The organism is Pseudomonas sp. AKS31 (assembly GCF_023634765.1).
GTDB lineage: Bacteria > Pseudomonadota > Gammaproteobacteria > Pseudomonadales > Pseudomonadaceae > Aquipseudomonas.
Map to the genome: position 1 here is coordinate 1 of NZ_JAMLFX010000022.1, position 17,897 is coordinate 17,897.

The window sequence follows — 17,897 nt, forward strand, 5'->3', positions numbered from 1 at the left end:
GCGAGAAGTACATCGACCTGAGTGTCCGGAGTCGAACTCAAACCCTGAAAACCCTGAAGATCAGCTCCCTTCCCCCTCGCCCCCTCTGGGGGAGAGGGTTGGGGTGAGGGGGAGCGCTTTTGATCTTCGCCTCAAGACGTGACCGTCCGTAACGCCATCGAAACTTTCGCGAACCGCCCGCAGTCATCAAAAGATACGGGCAACACGAGGACTTTTCGACGGAGGGCGGCATGGCAACGATTCACATCGGTATTTCCGGCTGGCGCTACGAACCGTGGCGCGGGGACTTCTACCCCAAGGGACTGGCGCAGAAACGCGAATTGCAGTTCGCGTCGCGAGCGGTCAACAGCATCGAAATCAATGGATCGTTCTACGCCCTGCAACGGCCCGAACGCTATGCGCAGTGGTACGCCGAGACGCCCGACGACTTTGTTTTCAGCGTCAAGGCGCCGCGCTTCATCACTCACATCCGCCGCTTGCGCGAGATCGAAAAACCTCTGGCGAACTTCTTTGCCTCCGGGGTGCTGGAACTCAAGGAAAAACTCGGGCCGATCCTTTGGCAATTCCCGCCGAACTTCAAATTCGAGCCTGAGCGTTTCGAACATTTCCTCGCGCTTTTGCCCCACGACACCGAAGCCGCCGCCACCCTCGCCCGGCAACATGATGCCCATCTGCACGGCCACGCGAGCATGAAAGCCTGGCGCAAAAAGCCGCTGCGCCATGCTGTGGAGATTCGCAACGAAAGCTTCATCGATCCGGAGTTCGTGCGCTTGTTGAAACGCTACAACACTGCACTGGTCATCGCCGACACCGCGAACAAATGGCCCTACCGCGAAGACCTCACCAGCGACTTTGTCTACCTGCGCCTGCACGGTGCCGAAGAACTTTACGCCAGCGGCTACACCGCGCCAGCCCTCAAGCGCTGGGCCGAACGGATCGACGCCTGGCACCACGGCCAGCAACCGAAAGACGCGCACTTGATCGCCCCACGCCTGAAACCGCGCGCACGCAAATCCCGTGAGGTGTTCTGCTATTTCGACAACGACATCAAAGTCCGCGCGCCCTATGACGCCCGCGAGTTGCTGCAGCGTTTCGAGCTGGATAAAAACCTCGCCACCGCTCCCGGTGAACCCGCTGGCGAAGGAGTGCTGCCATGAGCATTCCGGAACCGGTCGGTTTCACCGATGAAGGCTCGGTGGTCGCGCCGTCGGTGCGTACGTTCACCGTACTGACGGTCAATACCCACAAGGGTTTTACCGCCCTGAATCGGCGCTTCATCCTGCCGGAACTGCGCGAAGCGGTGCGCAGCGTCGCCGCCGACGTGGTGTTCCTGCAGGAAGTCCACGGCACCCACGAGCATCATCCCAAGCGCTACAGCAACTGGCCGACAATGCCGCAGTACGAGTTTCTCGCCGACAGCCTCTGGCCGCAGTTCGCCTATGGGCGCAACGCGGTGTACCCGGAGGGCGACCACGGCAACGCACTGCTGTCAAAATTCCAGATCATCCGTCACGACAACCTCGACGTGTCGATCAGCGGCCACGAGAACCGCGGCCTGTTGCATTGCGTGCTGCGCCTGCCCGGTGACGGCACCGAAGTGCATGCAATCTGCGTGCATCTGGGCCTGCGCGAAAGTCATCGCAACGCCCAACTGGATTTGCTTATGCAACGCTTGGCGGAGCTGCCTGACGACGCGCCGGTGATCGTCGCCGGCGACTTCAACGACTGGCGCCAGCGCGCCGATGCACAACTCAAGCCTTGCGGTCTGCGCGAAGTGTTCGCCGAGCACCAGGGCAAACCGGCGCGCAGTTTTCCGGCGCGCCTGCCGACGCTGCGGCTCGACCGTATCTATGTACGCAACCTCAAGGCCAGCCAACCGAAAGTCCTGGCCAACCGTCCCTGGTCGCACCTTTCCGACCATGTCCCGTTATCGGTGGAGATCGAATTATGAGCAGCGCGCCGCTGGAGAAATCCGCCGTGGAACCGATCGCCATCAACCCGCCGATACGCGAGCCCGGCCAGGTTGATGTCGAGTACCACTGGCAGGGCAACAACCATGTGCAATTGCTGGAAAACGGCGAGGAATATTTCCCCCGAGTATTCGAAGCGATGCGCGCGGCGAAGAGTGAAATCCTCCTTGAGACCTTTATCGTTTTCGAAGACAAGGTCGGTGCCGAGTTGCAGGAGATTCTGATCGACGCCGCCCGGCGCGGCGTGCGCACCACCGTCAGCCTCGACGGCTTTGGTTGCGGCGAATTGAGCACCGGTTATCTCGCCGCACTGAGCGAGGCCGGCGTGCATCTGCAAATCTTCGATCCGGCCCCGAAACACTTGGGCATCCGCACCAACTGGTTCCGCCGTTTGCACCGCAAGATCGTGGTGGTCGACGGTCTGATCGCGTTCATTGGCGGGATCAACTTTTCCGGCGATCACCTGGCCGATTTCGGCCCCGAAGCCAAGCAGGATTACTCGGTGGAAGTCCAGGGCCCGGTGGTCGCCGACATCCACCACTTTGCCCTGCTGCAAAGCGGTCGCCCCGGACGCGCACGCTTCTGGTGGCAACGCCGGCGCCAGCGTCGCGCAGAGATGGCCTTCGACGATCACGACGGTCAGGTGCGTCTGGTGTTCCGCGACAACGATCAACACAGCACCGATATCGAAGACATCTATTTACAGGCGCTGCGCCGCGCCAAGCGCCGAGTGGTGATTGCCAACGCCTACTTTTTCCCCGGTTACCGCTTGCTGCGGGAAATCCGTAATGCAGCACGTCGCGGGGTCGAGGTACGCCTGATTCTGCAGGGGCAACCGGACATGCTGGTAGCCAAACTGGCGGCGCGCATGACCTACGATTATTTGCTCAAGGCCGGGGTGCAGATCCACGAATACTGCCAGCGCCCGCTGCACGGCAAAGTCGCACTGGTCGATGACGAGTGGAGCACGGTCGGCTCAAGCAATCTCGACCCGCTGAGCCTCTCACTGAACCTGGAAGCCAACGTGCTGATTCGCGACCGCGCCTTCAATCAGCATCTGTTCGAGCGCCTTGAAGACCTCAGCCAGAACCACTGCAAAGCCATGGACCCGAGCAAGTCGCCACGTGGGCGGATCTGGCACATGACGGTGGGTTTTCTGGTGTTTCACTTTTTGCGGCATTTCCCGGCAATGGCCGGTTGGTTGCCGGCGCACAAACCACGGCTCAAGCCATTTCGAGGGAACACGCCATGAGCCATTCCGACGTGCATTCGAGCAGCCATGCAGCGCCAGCGTCCCCGTCGAAATGGAGCCGCTGGAAACGTCCGCTGACGCTGCTGTTTTTCCTCGCGCTGATCGTGTTGCTGACGATGTTCGCCACGCGCATTGAATGGGCCGAAGTGTTGGAAACCCTCGCCGACTTCAAGGTGCGCACGCTGATGATTGCCGCCGGCCTGACCTTGCTGAGTTTTTTGACCTACGCCAGTTTCGACCTGATCGGCCGCACCTACATCCGGCAGGATCTGACCTGGAAGCAGATCCTGCCGGTGGGAATCATCAGCTACGCGTTCAACCTCAATCTCAGCGCCTGGGTCGGCGGGATTGCCATGCGCTATCGGCTGTATTCGCGCCTGGGCGTGAGCAAAGGCAACATCGCCAAGATTCTTGGTTTGAGCCTGGCGACCAACTGGTTCGGCTACATGACCATTGCCGGCGTGGTATTCAGCAGCGGGCTGGTGAGCATGCCGCCGGGCTGGAAAATCAGCAGTGCTGCGTTGCAAGGCATCGGTGTGTTGTTGCTGCTGGCCAGCGCCGGCTATCTTGCGGCGTGTCAGTTTTCCAGGCGCCGCGAGTGGTCGATTCGCGGGGTGGAAATCAATCTGCCCTCCTTGCGTATGGCAGTGTTGCAACTGCTGCTGGGCGCGCTGAACTGGTCGCTGATGGCGGCGGTTATTTTCACCTTGTTGCCGAGCAAACTGGATTATCCGTTGGTGCTGGGAGTGTTGCTGATCAGCGCGATTGCCGGGGTCATCACGCATATTCCGGCGGGGCTTGGGGTGCTGGAAGCGGTGTTTGTCGCGCTGCTGCAACACGAGACTTCGCGCGGCAGTCTGGTGGCGGGGTTGCTGGCGTATCGGGCGATTTATTTTCTGTTGCCGCTGTTGATTACGGTGGTGATGTATCTGGTGGTGGAGGCCAAGGCCAAGGCGTTGCGGATCGAGAAGAAACCCAGACATTAGAATCAAGAACAAAAGATCGCAGCCTTCGGCAGCTCCTACACTTGGAATGTATTCTCCCTGTAGGAGCTGCCGAAGGCTGCGATCTTTTGATCTTCAGGATTGAATAATGCTCAACCGTTCACCCACGACCATCTCGGTGATCCAGTCCACCAGAATCGAGGTGTAAGCCTGCTGCGAAACCGGTTCGCTCAGCGCGTGATCGGCGCCGTCAATAATCCTGTGCGTCAATGAATGCGTCTGCTGGCACGCGGCGCGGTAACTCATGATCGTCGCATGGGGCACGTAATCGTCGGTTTCCGATTCCACCAGCAACACATCCCCGGTGAATTGCGAACACGCATGCAGCGCCCGATTGGTGTCGGCGCGGATCAGCGTATTGCGATAGTCACGCAGGTCCGCCTTGTCCAGCTCACGCTTGGGCGTGTGCCATTGCTCGTCGCGGTACAGCGCCGGCACGCGCAGCGCCAGCCAGCGCACCGGGCGCAGCGAGGTCAGGATCGAAGCCAGGTAACCGCCGTAACTGGTGCCGACCACCGCGATCGCCGAGGTGTCGAGCGCCGGATGCGCAAGGAGGCGATCATAGGCCGCGAGCAAGTCTCGCAGATTGTCTTCGCGAGTCACGCGGGTCAGCGGTATTCCGGTGCCACCGGTATGCCCGCGCAAGTCAAAGGTCAGACACACACAACCGAGACCGGCGATGCCCTTGGCGCGCTCAAGGTCGCGCTCCTGGCTCCCGCCCCACCCGTGGACAAACAACACCCCCGGCACTTTCGATTTGGGACTGAGAAACGTCCCGCTCATCTGTTCATCATCAATGTCGATTTGAATGCTTTCGCTTCTAGCCGTCATAGGATTTGACCGTTACGTATTTGAGAAGAAATTCACTGTTTTCAGCCGGGCCACGGTAGACCTCGATGGCGTCCGCCGGCAGCGGCTGATCGATATAGGTTTCCACCGATGAGACGCGGATCGCGCGCATCCCCGGATCGTTGACGAAGCTTTGCAGCGCCGCCACTTCGGCGCTGCTGGCGCCGCCCATGCGCCAGGATTGTTCGAGCACGCCGCTGCGGGATTTGCCATTACTGTCCAGGCCTTGGGCGATGTCGTAATTGCGCCGCGAAGCGTAAAAACGCGGATAGGCTTCATCCGCCGCACTGTCGAATACCTGTGCCTGCTCGATGGCCAGGCGCACATCGTCAGGCAACTCCAGCGCCAGCAGTTCCTCGTAACCACCCTGCACCACCAGCAAGTTCGAGCCACCGTAGACGTCTTCGCCGTGAGCATCCTTGGTCAAGTATTGATCGCCGCAGTAACTCAGCACCTTGCCGCCGATGAATGACTGGCCGACGCTGTGGGTGAAGACCTTGCTCAAGTCCTGCTCCAGCACCACGCCCTCGCTGAATTGTTTATCGATGCCGGGGCGGGCAAGGATTTCATCGAAGGCGTCGAGGCTTTTGATCACTTCCTGACCGCGACCGGCGCAGGCGTGCACCGGCTTCATGCGTATCGGGCCGCTGTACAGCAGGTGTTCGGCGGCGGGGCGCGCATCTTCCAGGGCAAACACGCTGAGACCATCCAGCACCACATTGCGCACGCGCTCGGAAAACAACGGCGACCAGCCTTGCGGCGCATGAGCCAGATGACTGCGCAGGCCGTGGCTGATGGCTTTGGTGCAGATGAAGTCGTGCTCGACAAAACCGCCCCACAGATCACCCGGGCCGTTGATGCCGAGTTCATGCGCGCGGGCGGCTCCGACAATGGTTTGCGTCGGCAGCAGATACAGATCACGGCCACGATGTTTGTCCGGATCGTAACTGCCGCCGAATTTGCATCCGAGAATCTGCGCCAGCCAGCGCGCCAGAGCCTTGTTGGTCTGCACTTCATGCTGTGGCGCGTGAGTGCGCACTGAGTGGGCGACGATCAGTTTTTTGCGGAGTGTCGGGGTCATGCGGTCCCCTTTAATCGGTTTGATGACTGTAGCGATGAGCGGTGCAGAGATCAGGCCAACGGTCGCTTTACGAAAATCCTAGCCCAATCAGAAGGTTGCCAGAAACGTGCTGGCACCACGCCTGTTTCAATCTGCACGAACGCGCGCAAAACTCCGGCAAATTGCACGATCTATCGTCCTATGGAGTTCAATGTGGGAGCGAGCCTGCTCGCGAAGGCGTCGTGTCGACCGACATCAAACATGCTGACCCACCGCTTTCGCGAGCAGGCTCGCTCCCACATTAGGCATTCGAAATTTTCGAAAACGGGGTCACACCAAACCGCGTCCGATAATCACTCGGCGCCAGCCCGGTGATCTTCTTGAAGATCGCGCGAAACGCGCCCGGATCCTGATAGCCCACCGTCCACGCAATGTGATCAATCGTGCCATTGCTGAATTCGAGCATTTCCCGTGCCTTGCCCACCCGCAGATGCTGGCAGTATTCGGTCGGTTTCAACCCGGTCGCCGCACGGAACCGGCGCAGAAAGGTGCGTTCCTCCAACCCGGCCCGCTGCGCCATCGCCGTCAGCGAAACATCGGTCGCGCCGGTGCTTTGCAACCAGTGCTGAACCTTGAGAATCGCCGCATCGCCATGACCGAGAATCGGCGCGAAGTTACTCCCGCACTCACTGGCGCTGTCACTGTGCTCTATCACCAGAAACCGCGCGGTGCCGGTGGCAATGCTCGGCCCGAGCAACCTGTCGACCAGGCGTAGTCCCAGTTCCGACCAAGCCATCAATCCGGCCGTCGTGATCAAATCGCCGTCGTCGACAATCGGGGTATCAGCCTTGAGCTTGATCTTTGGGTAACGCTCGGCAAAGGCCTTGGCCGACGTCCAGTGAGTGGTCGCGCTGCGACCGTCGAGCAGACCGCTTTCAGCCAACAGCAGCGAGCCTACACAGACCCCGCCCAGCGTCGCACCGCTGGCATGCTGGTCGCGTAACCATTGCATCAGGCTGGCCGGCGCTTGCCCCGTTGAGAACCCTGCGATCGATGGCGGAATCAGCACTGCCAGTAAAGCGCCGTCGTCCCCCGCGAGACTGTTGTAAATCCGCGTCGGTGGCTGATCACCTTCGACCTGCCAATGACTCACCCGCAGCAACGGCAACTGCGCCGCCTGATGTTCGCCGGCAATCCGGTTGGCCACCGCAAACAGATCGGTCAGACCATGCACCGCTGCCATCTGCGCACCGGGATAGATCAGCACGCCCAGCTCAGCGATGGCGGCCCTTTCTGCGCCCATTGTCAGTTTTCCCCTGTCTATTGTCGGTGCGGCCAATCCTCGAATCGCTGCTCAGCGCCAATACTGCAGCCACTTCCAGCCAATACATCGAGGACACACCCATGGCCAAGCAAGCGCTCATCGTAGTCGATATCCAGAACGACTACTTCCCCCAAGGCAAGTGGCCGCTGGCCGGTGCCGACGCCGCAGCCGACAACGCCGCCCGGCTGATTGCCGCGTTCCGCCAGGCCGGCGATTCGGTCGTGCACATTCGCCACGAATTCACCTCAGCGGACGCGCCGTTTTTCACCCCGGGATCGGACGGCGCCAAACTGCATCCGAAAGTGCTCAACCGCGCCGATGAACCAGTGGTGCTCAAGCACTTCGTCAACTCGTTCCGCGAAACCGAACTGCAAGCGATCCTTGACGAACAAGGCATCAAGGAACTGGTGGTGGTCGGCAGCATGAGCCACATGTGTGTTGACGGCATTACCCGTGCGGCGGCGGATCTGGGTTATACCGTCACGGTGATTCATGATGCCTGCGCCAGCCGTGACCTGGAGTTCAATGGCCTGACGGTGCCGGCCGCCCATGTCCACGCTGCGTTCATGTCAGCGCTGGGTTTCGCCTACGCCAGCGTGGTGTCCACGGACGAATTTCTCGCTGCCAAACGCTGAGTCACATTCTGCAGAACACCAGGCCCGCCTCGCTGCGGGCCTTTTTTCGTCTGTCATGAAAATCTCACGCGTGAGCCATTGATGGCACTTTGAATTGGTTGTAGTGTGGCTCACGCGTGAGATGTTCATAACCGAGCCATTGCCATGAAAAGCCGTTCCCCCACCGCGAAGTCAGAGAGCCCCAAGGGAGAGCGTGCGAAAGCGTCCACGAAAAAACCGTCGAGCTTCTATATGAAGCAGATGCGCGCGGGCCTCGCGGCGGCCGGTTATGTGAAACACGAAACTTGGGTGCTTCCCGAAAACCGAAGCTTGCTCAAGCAAATGGAGCAACAGCTACGCCAACCGATTCTGGCTGGCTCTTTCATGTCGGAGAATTACATGAGCGCAGGCAACAACTGGACCATCGATAGCCTCTTCAACGCCCTCAAGGCCCTGGACGAGGTGGCTTCGCAAGAGATCACGCTGTCGCTGATCCAGAGCTCCGAACCCAGCATCAAGCTGGAAATGAACGAATTCGGCGGTCTGCCGATTCACATCGCCCTGGCCGGCCAGCAGATCATCGTCGACACCGTACTGGTGGACATCGACTCGATCACTGACGTGCGCGCCTTCAACGATGCCGTGCTGCGCAGCCGGGAAATGTTCCCGCTGTCGTCGATCGGGATCGAGTCGATGCCGAACGGGCAGACCGTTTACAACATGTTTGGCGCCCTCAGCGCCGACTCGAGCCTGACCAACGTCGTCACCGAGGTGAAAACCTTGGTCGACAACGTGCAGCGCGCGAGCGAAGCCTTCGAACACTTCTTCAAGTAATCAACAGGGAATATCCAATGACTCAGTCCATCTGGAGCAAGTTGTTCACCGCACTGCGCGGCGGCGCCAATGAAGTCGGCGAAGCGATCGCTGACCAACAGGCCCTGCGCATTCTTGATCAGGAAATCCGCGATGCCGACAGCGCGCTGTCGAATGCTCGCCGCGAGCTGGTCACCATCATGGCCAAACACAAACTGGCCGCCGACCGCGTAAGCGAGTACGACGCCAAGATCAAGGATCTGGAAGCCAAAGCCGTCTCGGCACTGAATGCCGGCCGTGAAGACCTGGCACTGGAAGTGGCCGAAGCGATTTCGACCCTGACCAACGAGCTGGATGTTGAGAAAAAGCAGAGCGATGAGTTCGGCACTTACGCCGAAAACATGCGCAAAGACATCAGCAAGGCGGAGTCGCGCATCAAGAGCCTGCGCCAGCAAGTGGACATGGCCAAGGCCCGTGAAAGCGTGCAGAAAGCCCAGGTAAGCGCCTCCATCGCCAGCGGCGGCGCCAATGGCAAACTGGAAACCGCCGTCGGTACGCTGAACCGTCTGCAAGCCAAGCAGCAACAGCGCGCGGCTGAACTCAGCGCTGCGGACGAGTTGGCTGACGCCTCGACCGGCAACGATCTGGAACGCAAACTGCGCGACGCCGGCATCACGCCGAACGAAGGCAGCGCCAATGCGATTCTTGAGCGCCTGAAGCAAAAGTCCTCGCAGTAACGCAGGGCAAAAAATCTGTGGGAGCGAGCCTGCTCGCGAAAGCGTCGTATCAGTCGACATCAATATTGACTGGTATGCCCTCTTCGCGAGCAAGCTCGCTCCCACATGGTTTTGCGGCGTAAAAAACCTTCTGCTCGTTCACCGGTTCGCCCGGTACACTAGCGACGCTTTTTCGCCGACGAACACTTCCACCCGCTTCAAGGAACGTACCCATGGGATGGTTTAAAGACTTGCTGGGCACCAGCAACTGGCAGACCGCTGCGCCAACACCGACCGTTGCCAGTGGCCCACTCGGCCTGGCCCAAGGCAAGGCTGTCAGGTTCGATACGACCCTGGCGCTGTTGCTCGACGGTTCGACCACGGTGCGCGTGCCCTTCGATCAGGCGATCTGGAGCCACGGCTGGGTCGACCTCGGCCAGTCCAACAAACTGCACCGCTATTACATGAACGACGAGGATTTCTGGCTACAGATCCACGTCACCGGTGAAGATCAGATCGAATCGGTCACGCTGTTCAATTACCTCAGCTACGTAACGGTCAACAGTGACGCCGAACTGCAGCGTCTGGCTGGCCCCAACAGTCAGATCGGCCTGCCCGCCTACAGCCACGACGGCGTCGAATACACCCGCGAGTGGGGCACTGAACAAGGCCAGACCGAACTGGTGCCGATGACCGAACAAGTGGTCAATCCGGACGAAAGCTACACCATCGAACACCACTCCATGCTTTATGCGCGCGAGACCGGCCTGACCGATCGCCGCGAATTGCTGCTGTTCTCCGTCGAACAGGACGAAGAAGGCACCGTCAGCCTGAGCACCTCGCTGGGCATTTCGCTGTACACGACAGATCTGAGCACCATTTAAAAAAGGAAGTTTTTCATGCTGGAAGTGCTGGCCGTTTCCCTGAACAAAACCGCCCTGGTCGGTTTCGTCGTCTACCTGATCGGCGCCGTGCTGCTGTTCATGCTGTTTCAATTCGTCTACACGCGCATCACGCCGCACAAGGAGTTCGAGCTGATCCGCTCCGGCAACGTCGCCGCCGCCATCGCCCTGTCGGGCGCGATCATCGGCTTCGCGATTCCGGCCAGTAACGTGATTGCGTTTTCGGTCAACGTCCTCGACTTCGTGCTCTGGGCGGTGATTGCCGCCGTCGTGCAACTGCTGGCATTCCTCGCCACGGGCCTGGTGCTCAAAGGTACGTCCCAGCGCATCGCCAACGGCGAAGTGGCTTCCGGCATTTATGTCGCGGCGGTCGCGATCAGCGTCGGCATGCTCAACGCCGCGTGCATGACACCGTCCAACTGATCGGCAGGAAGCCTACGATGAAACGCAGCAAATACGTTCAGTTGTCCCTTGCCGCTTCGGTGGCCATGGCTATCTCCGGCCAGGCGACAGCCGCGGATCAACCGCACAATTTCCAGAATATGGAACAGTGTGTCGACGCCGAAGTGGCTGCCGATGTCTGCTCCAATGCTTACGTCGCCGCCCTGACCGAGCACCGGCGCATCGCGCCAGCGTACGACAACAAGGCCAAATGCGACGCGGACTTTGCCGCTGACTGGTGCCAGAAGAACTCCGATGGCCGCTTCGTGCCGAAACTCGGCGGCTTCAAAGTGCCTGCGAGCGGTGAACCGGCACAGAACCTCGACGCCATCGCCGATGCACAAATGCCCGCCGGTAATCCAGCGGCGCAGAATGTACAAAGCACTTCGCACGTCTCCAGCGGCGGTGGCGGTGGCGGCAACGGCTGGCTGACCGGCTGGCTGATCGGCAACGCGATGAGCAACAACGCCGAACGCACGGTTTACCGCGATCGCGAAACGCGCCAGCCGTACAACACCTCGACGCAGTACCGCAGAGCCGAAACCACGACGCGCAGCCAAACGGATTACGAAAGCAGCAAAAGCAAACCGGTCAACGTGGCTTCTTCGACGTCACGCGGCGGCTTCGGCAGCCAGTCCAGTGCCCGTAGTGGCTGGGGTGGTTGGGGCAGCAGTTCCGGTCGTTCGAGCAGCTGACGATGAAGAAAATCCTCTGCGCCGAGCGGCCTGACTGGAAACAGACTGCCGAAAGCCTTGGCTTCATGTTCCACACCATCGATGACGAGCCGTACTGGGACGAAAGCGCGTACTACCAGTTCACGCTCGCGCAAATCGAAAACGATCTGGAGGACCCGACCACCGAACTGCACGAGATGTGCATGGACCTGGTCGACCGCGTGGTGCACAGCGAAGAACTGCTGGATCGCCTGAGCATCCCGGTGCCGTACTACGACATGATCCGCACCTCCTGGCTGCAAGGTCATCCGCATCTGTACGGGCGCATGGACTTTTCCTACAGTGGCAACGGCCCGGCTAAACTGCTGGAGCTCAACTACGACACGCCGACCAGTCTTTACGAAGCGGCGGCGTTCCAGTGGGGCTGGCTGGAACAATGCATCGAGCGCGGCACACTGCCGCGCCATGCCGACCAGTTCAACAGCATTGATACCAAACTGCATCAGGCCTTCGCCGAGTTACAGCTGAAGCGACCGTTCTACTTCGCTTCGATGAAAGACTCGGTCGAAGACAAGGGCACCACGGATTACCTGCGCCTGATCGCCGAGAAGGTCGGCATCGAATCGCGGCACATCGATATCGAAGACATCGGCTTGACCGCTGAAGGGCGTTTCGTCGACCTGGAAGATCGCTGGATCCCGCACCTGTTCAAGTTGCATGCCTGGGAATTCATCTTTCACGAGCCCTTCGGCGCAGCGATTGCCGAGTGCGACACGCAGTTTTTCGAACCGGCGTGGAAGGCGATTCTGTCGAACAAGGGTGCGCTGCCGTTGCTGTGGGAACTGCACAAAGGACATCCGAATCTGTTGGCAGCGCATCTCGACCCGAACCCGGCCAGCGCCGTGCCCAAGGGCTGGGTGCGCAAGCCGTACTTTTCCCGCGAGGGCGCCAACATTGAACTGCAAACGGTAGAAGGGCTGATCGTCAAAGAGGATGGGCCCTACACAGATGCGCCATTTATCCTGCAGGAATTCGCGCCGTTGCCGAAGTTTGGCGATAGCTACACCCTGATTGGTTCCTGGGTGATTGGCGATCAGGCTGCAGGGATTGGGGTGCGGGAAGACAACAGTTTGATCACCAAGGATTCGAGCCGGTTCTTGCCGCACCTGATTCTCGACTAGACCACAGCTCCCACAGGGATTTGGGATAACCGCAGACGAAACAAATCCCACAAAAAAGGCCCGTCGCTTCAAGCGACGGGCCTTTTTAATTTGCAGCGGTTACAGCAGCGAATCAGAACGGAATATCGTCATCAAAGCTGTCGAAATCCGGAGCCGGTTGCGGTGCGGCCTGCTGTGGAGCCGGGGCCGAACGCTGCTGTGGAGCCGACTGCTGCGGGCGCGGAGCCTGCTGGCGTGGAGCCGGGGCCGACTGCTGGTAGTTGTTGCCACCGCCTTGTTGGTCGCCCTGTTGTGGACGGCCGCCGAGCAGTTGCATGGTGCCTTGCATGTCGACCACGATTTCGGTGGTGTAACGCTTGATACCGTCTTTTTCCCACTCACGGGTCTGCAGCTTGCCTTCGATGTAGACCTGCGAACCTTTACGCAGGTATTCGCCGGCGATTTCGGCAACCTTGCCGAACATCGAAACGCGGTGCCACTCGGTCTTCTCGACCTTCTGACCGGTTTGCTTGTCGGTCCATTGTTCGCTGGTGGCCAGACTCAGGTTGGTCACGGCGTTACCGTTAGGCAGGTAGCGAACTTCGGGATCCTGGCCGCAAGTGCCGACCAATATGACTTTGTTAACCCCACGGGCCATAACGTTCTCCTAGGCTTCGCAAGCAGCCCCGGCCGGGTTGTTCACCAGGCGTTCGAGGGTGTCGCGATCCACTAATTCTTTGTCCAGTTTGATGTAAACAGCCGCTTCATCAGCAACTATCACTGCATCGGTTACCCCTACGAGGGCCTTGAGGCGCTCGACCAGACCCGCTTCGCGGATCGCCTCGGGCGACAACGGCAAGCGCAGGCTCGTCACGTAGGGAGGTTCACGCATGGTAACAGCAAAGGCCAGCCAGATGGCAGCCAGACCCGCGCATCCAAGGAACACAACCGACAGACCGCCATGCTGAAACAGCCAGCCGCCGAGTATCCCGCCGAGTGCCGAACCGAGGAACTGGCTGGTGGAATACACGCCCATGGCCGTGCCCTTCCCGCCCGCCGGTGAAACCTTGCTGATCAGCGACGGCAATGAAGCCTCCAGCAAATTGAATGCGGTGAAGAACACCACCGTACCGATCACCAGAGCCCGCAGGCTGTCACCGAACTGCCAGAAGAATAGCTCAGTGAGCATCAGCGTCATGACGGCGCCGAGCAAAACTCGTTTCATTTTGCGTTTCTTCTCGCCATAGATGATGAACGGGATCATGGCGAAGAACGAAATCAGCAGCGCTGTGAGATAGACCCACCAGTGCTGTTCCTTGGGCAAACCGGCTTTTTCCACCAGCGCCAGAGGCAGTGCGACGAAGCTCGACATCAGCATCGCATGCAACACAAAGATACCTAAATCCAGGCGCAGCAAGTCTGGATGCTTGAGCGTCGGCATCAACGCCTGACGCGCCACGCCGGATTCACGATGCTGCAACGGCCCGGTGGAACGCGGCACCATGAACATGATGATGGCGATACCGACCAGTGCCATGGCACCGGTGGCGAGGAACAGTCCGGACAGGCCGAAAGCGCGGGTCAACAGCGGCCCGACAACCATGGCCACCGCAAACGACAAACCGATGGTCATGCCGATCATCGCCATTGCTTTGGTCCGGTGTTGTTCGCGGGTCAGGTCGGAAAGCAGCGCCATGACTGCAGCGGAAATAGCCCCGGCGCCCTGCAGGATCCGCCCGGCGATCACGCCCCAGATCGAGTCGGCCTGAGACGCCAGCACGCTGCCGAGGGCAAAAACGATCAGCCCGAGGTAAATCACCGGACGACGGCCAATGCGGTCGGAAATGATCCCGAAAGGAATCTGGAAAATCGCCTGGGTCAGACCGTAAGCGCCGATAGCCAAGCCGATCAGGGCCGGGGTCGCGCCTGCCAGGTCCATGCCGTAGGTCGCCAGCACCGGCAACACCATGAACATGCCAAGCATACGGAAGGCGAACACCAGGGCCAGACCGCTCGCCGCGCGGGTCTCGCTGCCACTCATGCGTTCGCTGTGGGGATCGTGCATGGAAAAACCTCGTGTGAACCGGCGGCGATTCTACCAGTCCCATCGAAAGACGGGGTATATCGCGACGCTATGACGCGTATAGATGAAACTCTCTTCATGTAAGGCAAAAAGCCCTTTGCTTGATAGTGTGCATCCATCCAGTATTTGCCCGTATACTCCTACGTTTTCGACGCCCGCCGAGCGAGGCCACTTTGGACAAGATCCTGATACGTGGGGCCCGTACCCACAACCTGAAGAACATCGACCTGACCCTGCCACGGGACAAATTGATCGTCATCACCGGCCTGTCCGGATCCGGCAAGTCGTCCCTGGCCTTCGATACGCTCTACGCCGAAGGTCAGCGCCGCTATGTCGAATCGCTGTCGGCCTATGCCCGCCAGTTCCTGTCGATGATGGAAAAGCCAGACGTCGACACCATCGAAGGCCTGTCGCCGGCGATTTCCATCGAACAGAAGTCGACCTCGCACAACCCACGCTCCACGGTCGGCACCATCACCGAAATCTACGACTACCTGCGTTTGCTTTATGCACGCGTGGGTACGCCGCGCTGCCCCGATCACGATATTCCACTGGAGGCGCAGACCGTCAGCCAGATGGTCGATCTGGTGCTGGCGCAGCCGGAAGGCAGCAAACTGATGCTGCTGGCCCCAGTGATCCGCGAACGCAAAGGTGAACATCTTTCAGTCTTCGAAGAGCTGCGTGCCCAAGGTTTCGTTCGCGCCCGGGTCAACGGGCGGATCTGCGAACTCGATGAACTGCCGAAACTGGATAAACAGAGGAAGCACTCGATCGATGTGATCGTCGACCGTTTCAAGGTTCGCGCCGATCTGCAGCAACGTCTGGCCGAATCCTTCGAGACCGCGCTGAAACTGGCGGATTGCATCGCCCTGGTCGCACCGATGGACGATGAGCCGGGCGAAGAGATGATCTTCTCCGCGCGCTTCGCTTGCCCGATCTGTGGCCACGCGATCAGCGAGCTGGAACCCAAGCTGTTCTCCTTCAACAACCCGGCCGGCGCTTGCCCGACCTGTGATGGCCTGGGGGTTAAGCAGTTCTTCGATATCAAGCGGCTGGTCAACGGCGACCTGACCTTGGCCGAAGGTGCGATTCGCGGCTGGGACCGGCGCAACGTCTATTACTTCCAGATGCTCGGCTCACTGGCCTCGCACTACGGTTTCAGCCTCGAAGTACCGTTCAACGAACTGCCGGCCGATCAGCAGAAATTCATCCTGCATGGCAGCGGTTCGCAGAACGTCGACTTCAAATACCTGAACGACCGTGGCGACATCGTCAAACGTTCGCACCCGTTCGAAGGCATCGTGCCGAACCTGGAGCGTCGCTACCGCGAGACCGAGTCGGCGAGCGTGCGCGAAGAGCTGGCCAAGTTCCTCAGCACCCAATCGTGCCCGGATTGCCGGGGTACCCGTCTGCGTCGCGAAGCACGGCATGTGTGGGTAGGCGAGAAAACGCTGCCAGCGGTGACCAACCTGCCGATCGGCGATGCCTGCGAATACTTCGGCGAGCTGAAGATGACCGGCCGCCGCGGCGAGATCGCTGACAAGATCCTCAAGGAGATTCGCGAGCGTCTGCAGTTCCTCGTCAATGTCGGTCTCGACTATCTCTCGCTGGACCGCAGTGCCGACACCCTGTCCGGTGGCGAGGCGCAACGGATTCGTCTGGCCAGCCAGATCGGTGCCGGTCTCGTCGGTGTTCTGTACATCCTCGATGAACCGTCCATCGGCTTGCACCAACGCGATAACGATCGACTGCTCGGCACACTCAAGCACCTGCGCGATATCGGCAATACGGTAATCGTGGTCGAGCATGACGAAGACGCGATTCGCCTGGCCGACTACGTGGTGGATATCGGCCCGGGCGCCGGCGTGCATGGCGGACAAATCGTGGCCGAAGGCACACCGGCCGAAGTCATGGCGCACCCGGATTCCCTGACGGGTAAATACCTGTCGGGCCGTGTGAAGATTGAAGTGCCGGCCAAACGTACGCCGCGCAACAAGAAGCTGAATCTGTCGCTCAAAGGGGCGCGCGGGAACAACCTGCGCAATGTCGATCTGGACATCCCGATTGGTCTGCTGACGTGTGTGACCGGCGTGTCCGGCTCGGGCAAATCGACGCTGATCAACAATACGTTGTTCCCACTGAGCGCTACGGCTCTCAACGGCGCAACAACGCTGGAAGCGGCAGCGCACGACAGCATCAAAGGCCTGGAGCATCTCGACAAGGTGGTCGATATCGACCAAAGCCCGATTGGCCGTACACCGCGCTCCAACCCCGCGACCTATACCGGCCTGTTTACGCCTATCCGGGAACTGTTCGCCGGCGTACCGGAGTCACGTTCACGTGGTTACGGCCCTGGGCGTTTCTCGTTCAACGTCAAGGGCGGGCGCTGCGAAGCGTGTCAGGGCGATGGTCTGATCAAGGTAGAAATGCACTTCCTGCCAGACATCTACGTGCCGTGTGATGTGTGCAAGAGCAAGCGCTACAACCGTGAAACCCTTGAGATCAAATACAAGGGCAAGAGCATCCACGAAACCCTCGAGATGACCATCGAAGAGGCCCGGGAGTTCTTCGATGCGGTGCCGGCACTGGCGCGCAAGCTGCAGACGCTGATGGATGTTGGCCTGTCGTACATCAAGCTCGGCCAGTCGGCGACGACGTTGTCCGGCGGTGAGGCGCAGCGCGTGAAGCTGTCTCGCGAGCTGTCCAAGCGCGACACCGGCAAAACGCTGTACATCCTCGATGAGCCAACCACCGGTTTGCACTTCGCAGACATTCAGCAATTGCTCGATGTTCTGCATCGACTGCGCGACCACGGCAACACCGTGGTGGTGATCGAGCACAACCTCGACGTGATCAAGACGGCCGACTGGCTGGTCGATCTCGGGCCGGAGGGTGGTTCCAAAGGCGGGCAGATCATTGCCACCGGCACGCCTGAGGATGTCGCCGAGATGAAGCAATCTCACACCGGTCATTACCTCAAGCCACTGCTGATCCGCGACCGGGCCTAAACGCCAGGCATGAAAAAGCCCCTGTCA

General features: G+C 59.9%; 17 protein-coding genes. 12 read left to right on the top strand and 5 right to left on the bottom strand.

All coding sequences use genetic code 11. The features are described from left to right. The first annotated feature begins 230 nt into the window (after window positions 1–230). The 4 genes from M9827_RS26695 to M9827_RS26710 are packed head-to-tail and all read left to right on the top strand — an operon-like array spanning window position 231 to window position 4,208. Complete coding sequence (locus M9827_RS26695) at window positions 231–1,157, top strand: DUF72 domain-containing protein (protein WP_250608173.1); 927 nt, start codon at window positions 231–233, stop codon at window positions 1,155–1,157. After that, window positions 1,154–1,951 carry an endonuclease/exonuclease/phosphatase family protein gene (locus M9827_RS26700; RefSeq protein ID WP_250608175.1) on the top strand — a complete coding sequence of 266 codons (798 nt, stop codon included), beginning with the start codon at window positions 1,154–1,156 and terminating at the stop codon, window positions 1,949–1,951. The genes M9827_RS26695 and M9827_RS26700 overlap by 4 nt, the downstream gene beginning before the upstream one ends. Then, window positions 1,948–3,222: a cardiolipin synthase ClsB gene (gene clsB / locus M9827_RS26705; RefSeq protein WP_250608177.1), complete on the top strand. Its 1,275-nt coding sequence runs from the start codon at window positions 1,948–1,950 to the stop codon at window positions 3,220–3,222. Before M9827_RS26700 ends, clsB begins: the two co-directional genes overlap by 4 nt. After that, window positions 3,219–4,208, top strand: coding sequence for a lysylphosphatidylglycerol synthase domain-containing protein (locus tag M9827_RS26710; protein WP_250608179.1), 990 nt, complete (start codon window positions 3,219–3,221; stop codon window positions 4,206–4,208). The genes clsB and M9827_RS26710 overlap by 4 nt, the downstream gene beginning before the upstream one ends. Before the next feature lie 93 nt (window positions 4,209–4,301). Here M9827_RS26710 and M9827_RS26715 read toward each other — a convergent pair whose 3' ends face one another. From M9827_RS26715 to M9827_RS26725, 3 genes are all read right to left on the bottom strand, one after another. Next, window positions 4,302–5,057, bottom strand: coding sequence for an alpha/beta hydrolase family protein (locus M9827_RS26715; RefSeq protein ID WP_250608181.1), 756 nt, complete (start codon window positions 5,055–5,057; stop codon window positions 4,302–4,304). Next, on the bottom strand, window positions 5,047–6,156 hold the full coding sequence (locus M9827_RS26720) for a DUF3182 family protein (RefSeq protein WP_250608183.1): 1,110 nt from the start codon (window positions 6,154–6,156) through the stop codon (window positions 5,047–5,049). Before M9827_RS26720 ends, M9827_RS26715 begins: the two co-directional genes overlap by 11 nt. A 280-nt stretch (window positions 6,157–6,436) precedes the next feature. Further along, window positions 6,437–7,438: a GlxA family transcriptional regulator gene (locus tag M9827_RS26725; protein WP_250608185.1), complete on the bottom strand. Its 1,002-nt coding sequence runs from the start codon at window positions 7,436–7,438 to the stop codon at window positions 6,437–6,439. A gap of 101 nt (window positions 7,439–7,539) precedes the next feature. Here M9827_RS26725 and M9827_RS26730 point away from each other — a divergent pair, with 101 nt between their 5' ends. From M9827_RS26730 to M9827_RS26760, 7 genes are all read left to right on the top strand, one after another. Then, window positions 7,540–8,094, top strand: a complete 555-nt coding sequence (locus tag M9827_RS26730) for a cysteine hydrolase family protein (RefSeq protein ID WP_250608187.1) — start codon at window positions 7,540–7,542, stop codon at window positions 8,092–8,094. A 144-nt stretch (window positions 8,095–8,238) separates the two neighbouring features. Beyond that, the gene (locus M9827_RS26735) at window positions 8,239–8,907 is read left to right on the top strand and encodes a YjfI family protein (RefSeq protein WP_250608189.1); all 669 of its coding nucleotides are present in this window, start codon (window positions 8,239–8,241) and stop codon (window positions 8,905–8,907) included. A gap of 17 nt (window positions 8,908–8,924) precedes the next feature. Further along, window positions 8,925–9,623 carry a PspA/IM30 family protein gene (locus tag M9827_RS26740; protein WP_016983574.1) on the top strand — a complete coding sequence of 233 codons (699 nt, stop codon included), beginning with the start codon at window positions 8,925–8,927 and terminating at the stop codon, window positions 9,621–9,623. Between the two features lie 212 nt (window positions 9,624–9,835). Beyond that, window positions 9,836–10,486: a DUF2491 family protein gene (locus tag M9827_RS26745; RefSeq protein WP_250608191.1), complete on the top strand. Its 651-nt coding sequence runs from the start codon at window positions 9,836–9,838 to the stop codon at window positions 10,484–10,486. Between the two features lie 15 nt (window positions 10,487–10,501). Beyond that, complete coding sequence (locus M9827_RS26750; protein WP_007917221.1) at window positions 10,502–10,927, top strand: DUF350 domain-containing protein; 426 nt, start codon at window positions 10,502–10,504, stop codon at window positions 10,925–10,927. A 17-nt stretch (window positions 10,928–10,944) separates the two neighbouring features. Further along, window positions 10,945–11,640, top strand: coding sequence for a DUF1190 domain-containing protein (locus M9827_RS26755; RefSeq protein ID WP_250608192.1), 696 nt, complete (start codon window positions 10,945–10,947; stop codon window positions 11,638–11,640). 2 nt (window positions 11,641–11,642) lie between these two features. After that, window positions 11,643–12,800 (top strand): glutathionylspermidine synthase family protein, encoded by a 1,158-nt coding sequence (locus tag M9827_RS26760; protein WP_250608193.1) that lies wholly within the window; start codon window positions 11,643–11,645, stop codon window positions 12,798–12,800. A gap of 112 nt (window positions 12,801–12,912) precedes the next feature. On the opposite strand, the gene M9827_RS26765 is transcribed toward M9827_RS26760, so the two are convergent. Both M9827_RS26765 and M9827_RS26770 read right to left on the bottom strand, forming a co-directional pair. After that, on the bottom strand, window positions 12,913–13,437 hold the full coding sequence (locus M9827_RS26765; protein ID WP_008081898.1) for a single-stranded DNA-binding protein: 525 nt from the start codon (window positions 13,435–13,437) through the stop codon (window positions 12,913–12,915). A gap of 9 nt (window positions 13,438–13,446) precedes the next feature. Then, on the bottom strand, window positions 13,447–14,844 hold the full coding sequence (locus M9827_RS26770) for an MFS transporter (RefSeq protein WP_093434412.1): 1,398 nt from the start codon (window positions 14,842–14,844) through the stop codon (window positions 13,447–13,449). Between the two features lie 191 nt (window positions 14,845–15,035). Here M9827_RS26770 and uvrA point away from each other — a divergent pair, with 191 nt between their 5' ends. After that, window positions 15,036–17,870 (top strand): excinuclease ABC subunit UvrA, encoded by a 2,835-nt coding sequence (gene uvrA, locus M9827_RS26775; RefSeq protein ID WP_250608194.1) that lies wholly within the window; start codon window positions 15,036–15,038, stop codon window positions 17,868–17,870. Window positions 17,871–17,897: the final 27 nt, after the last annotated feature.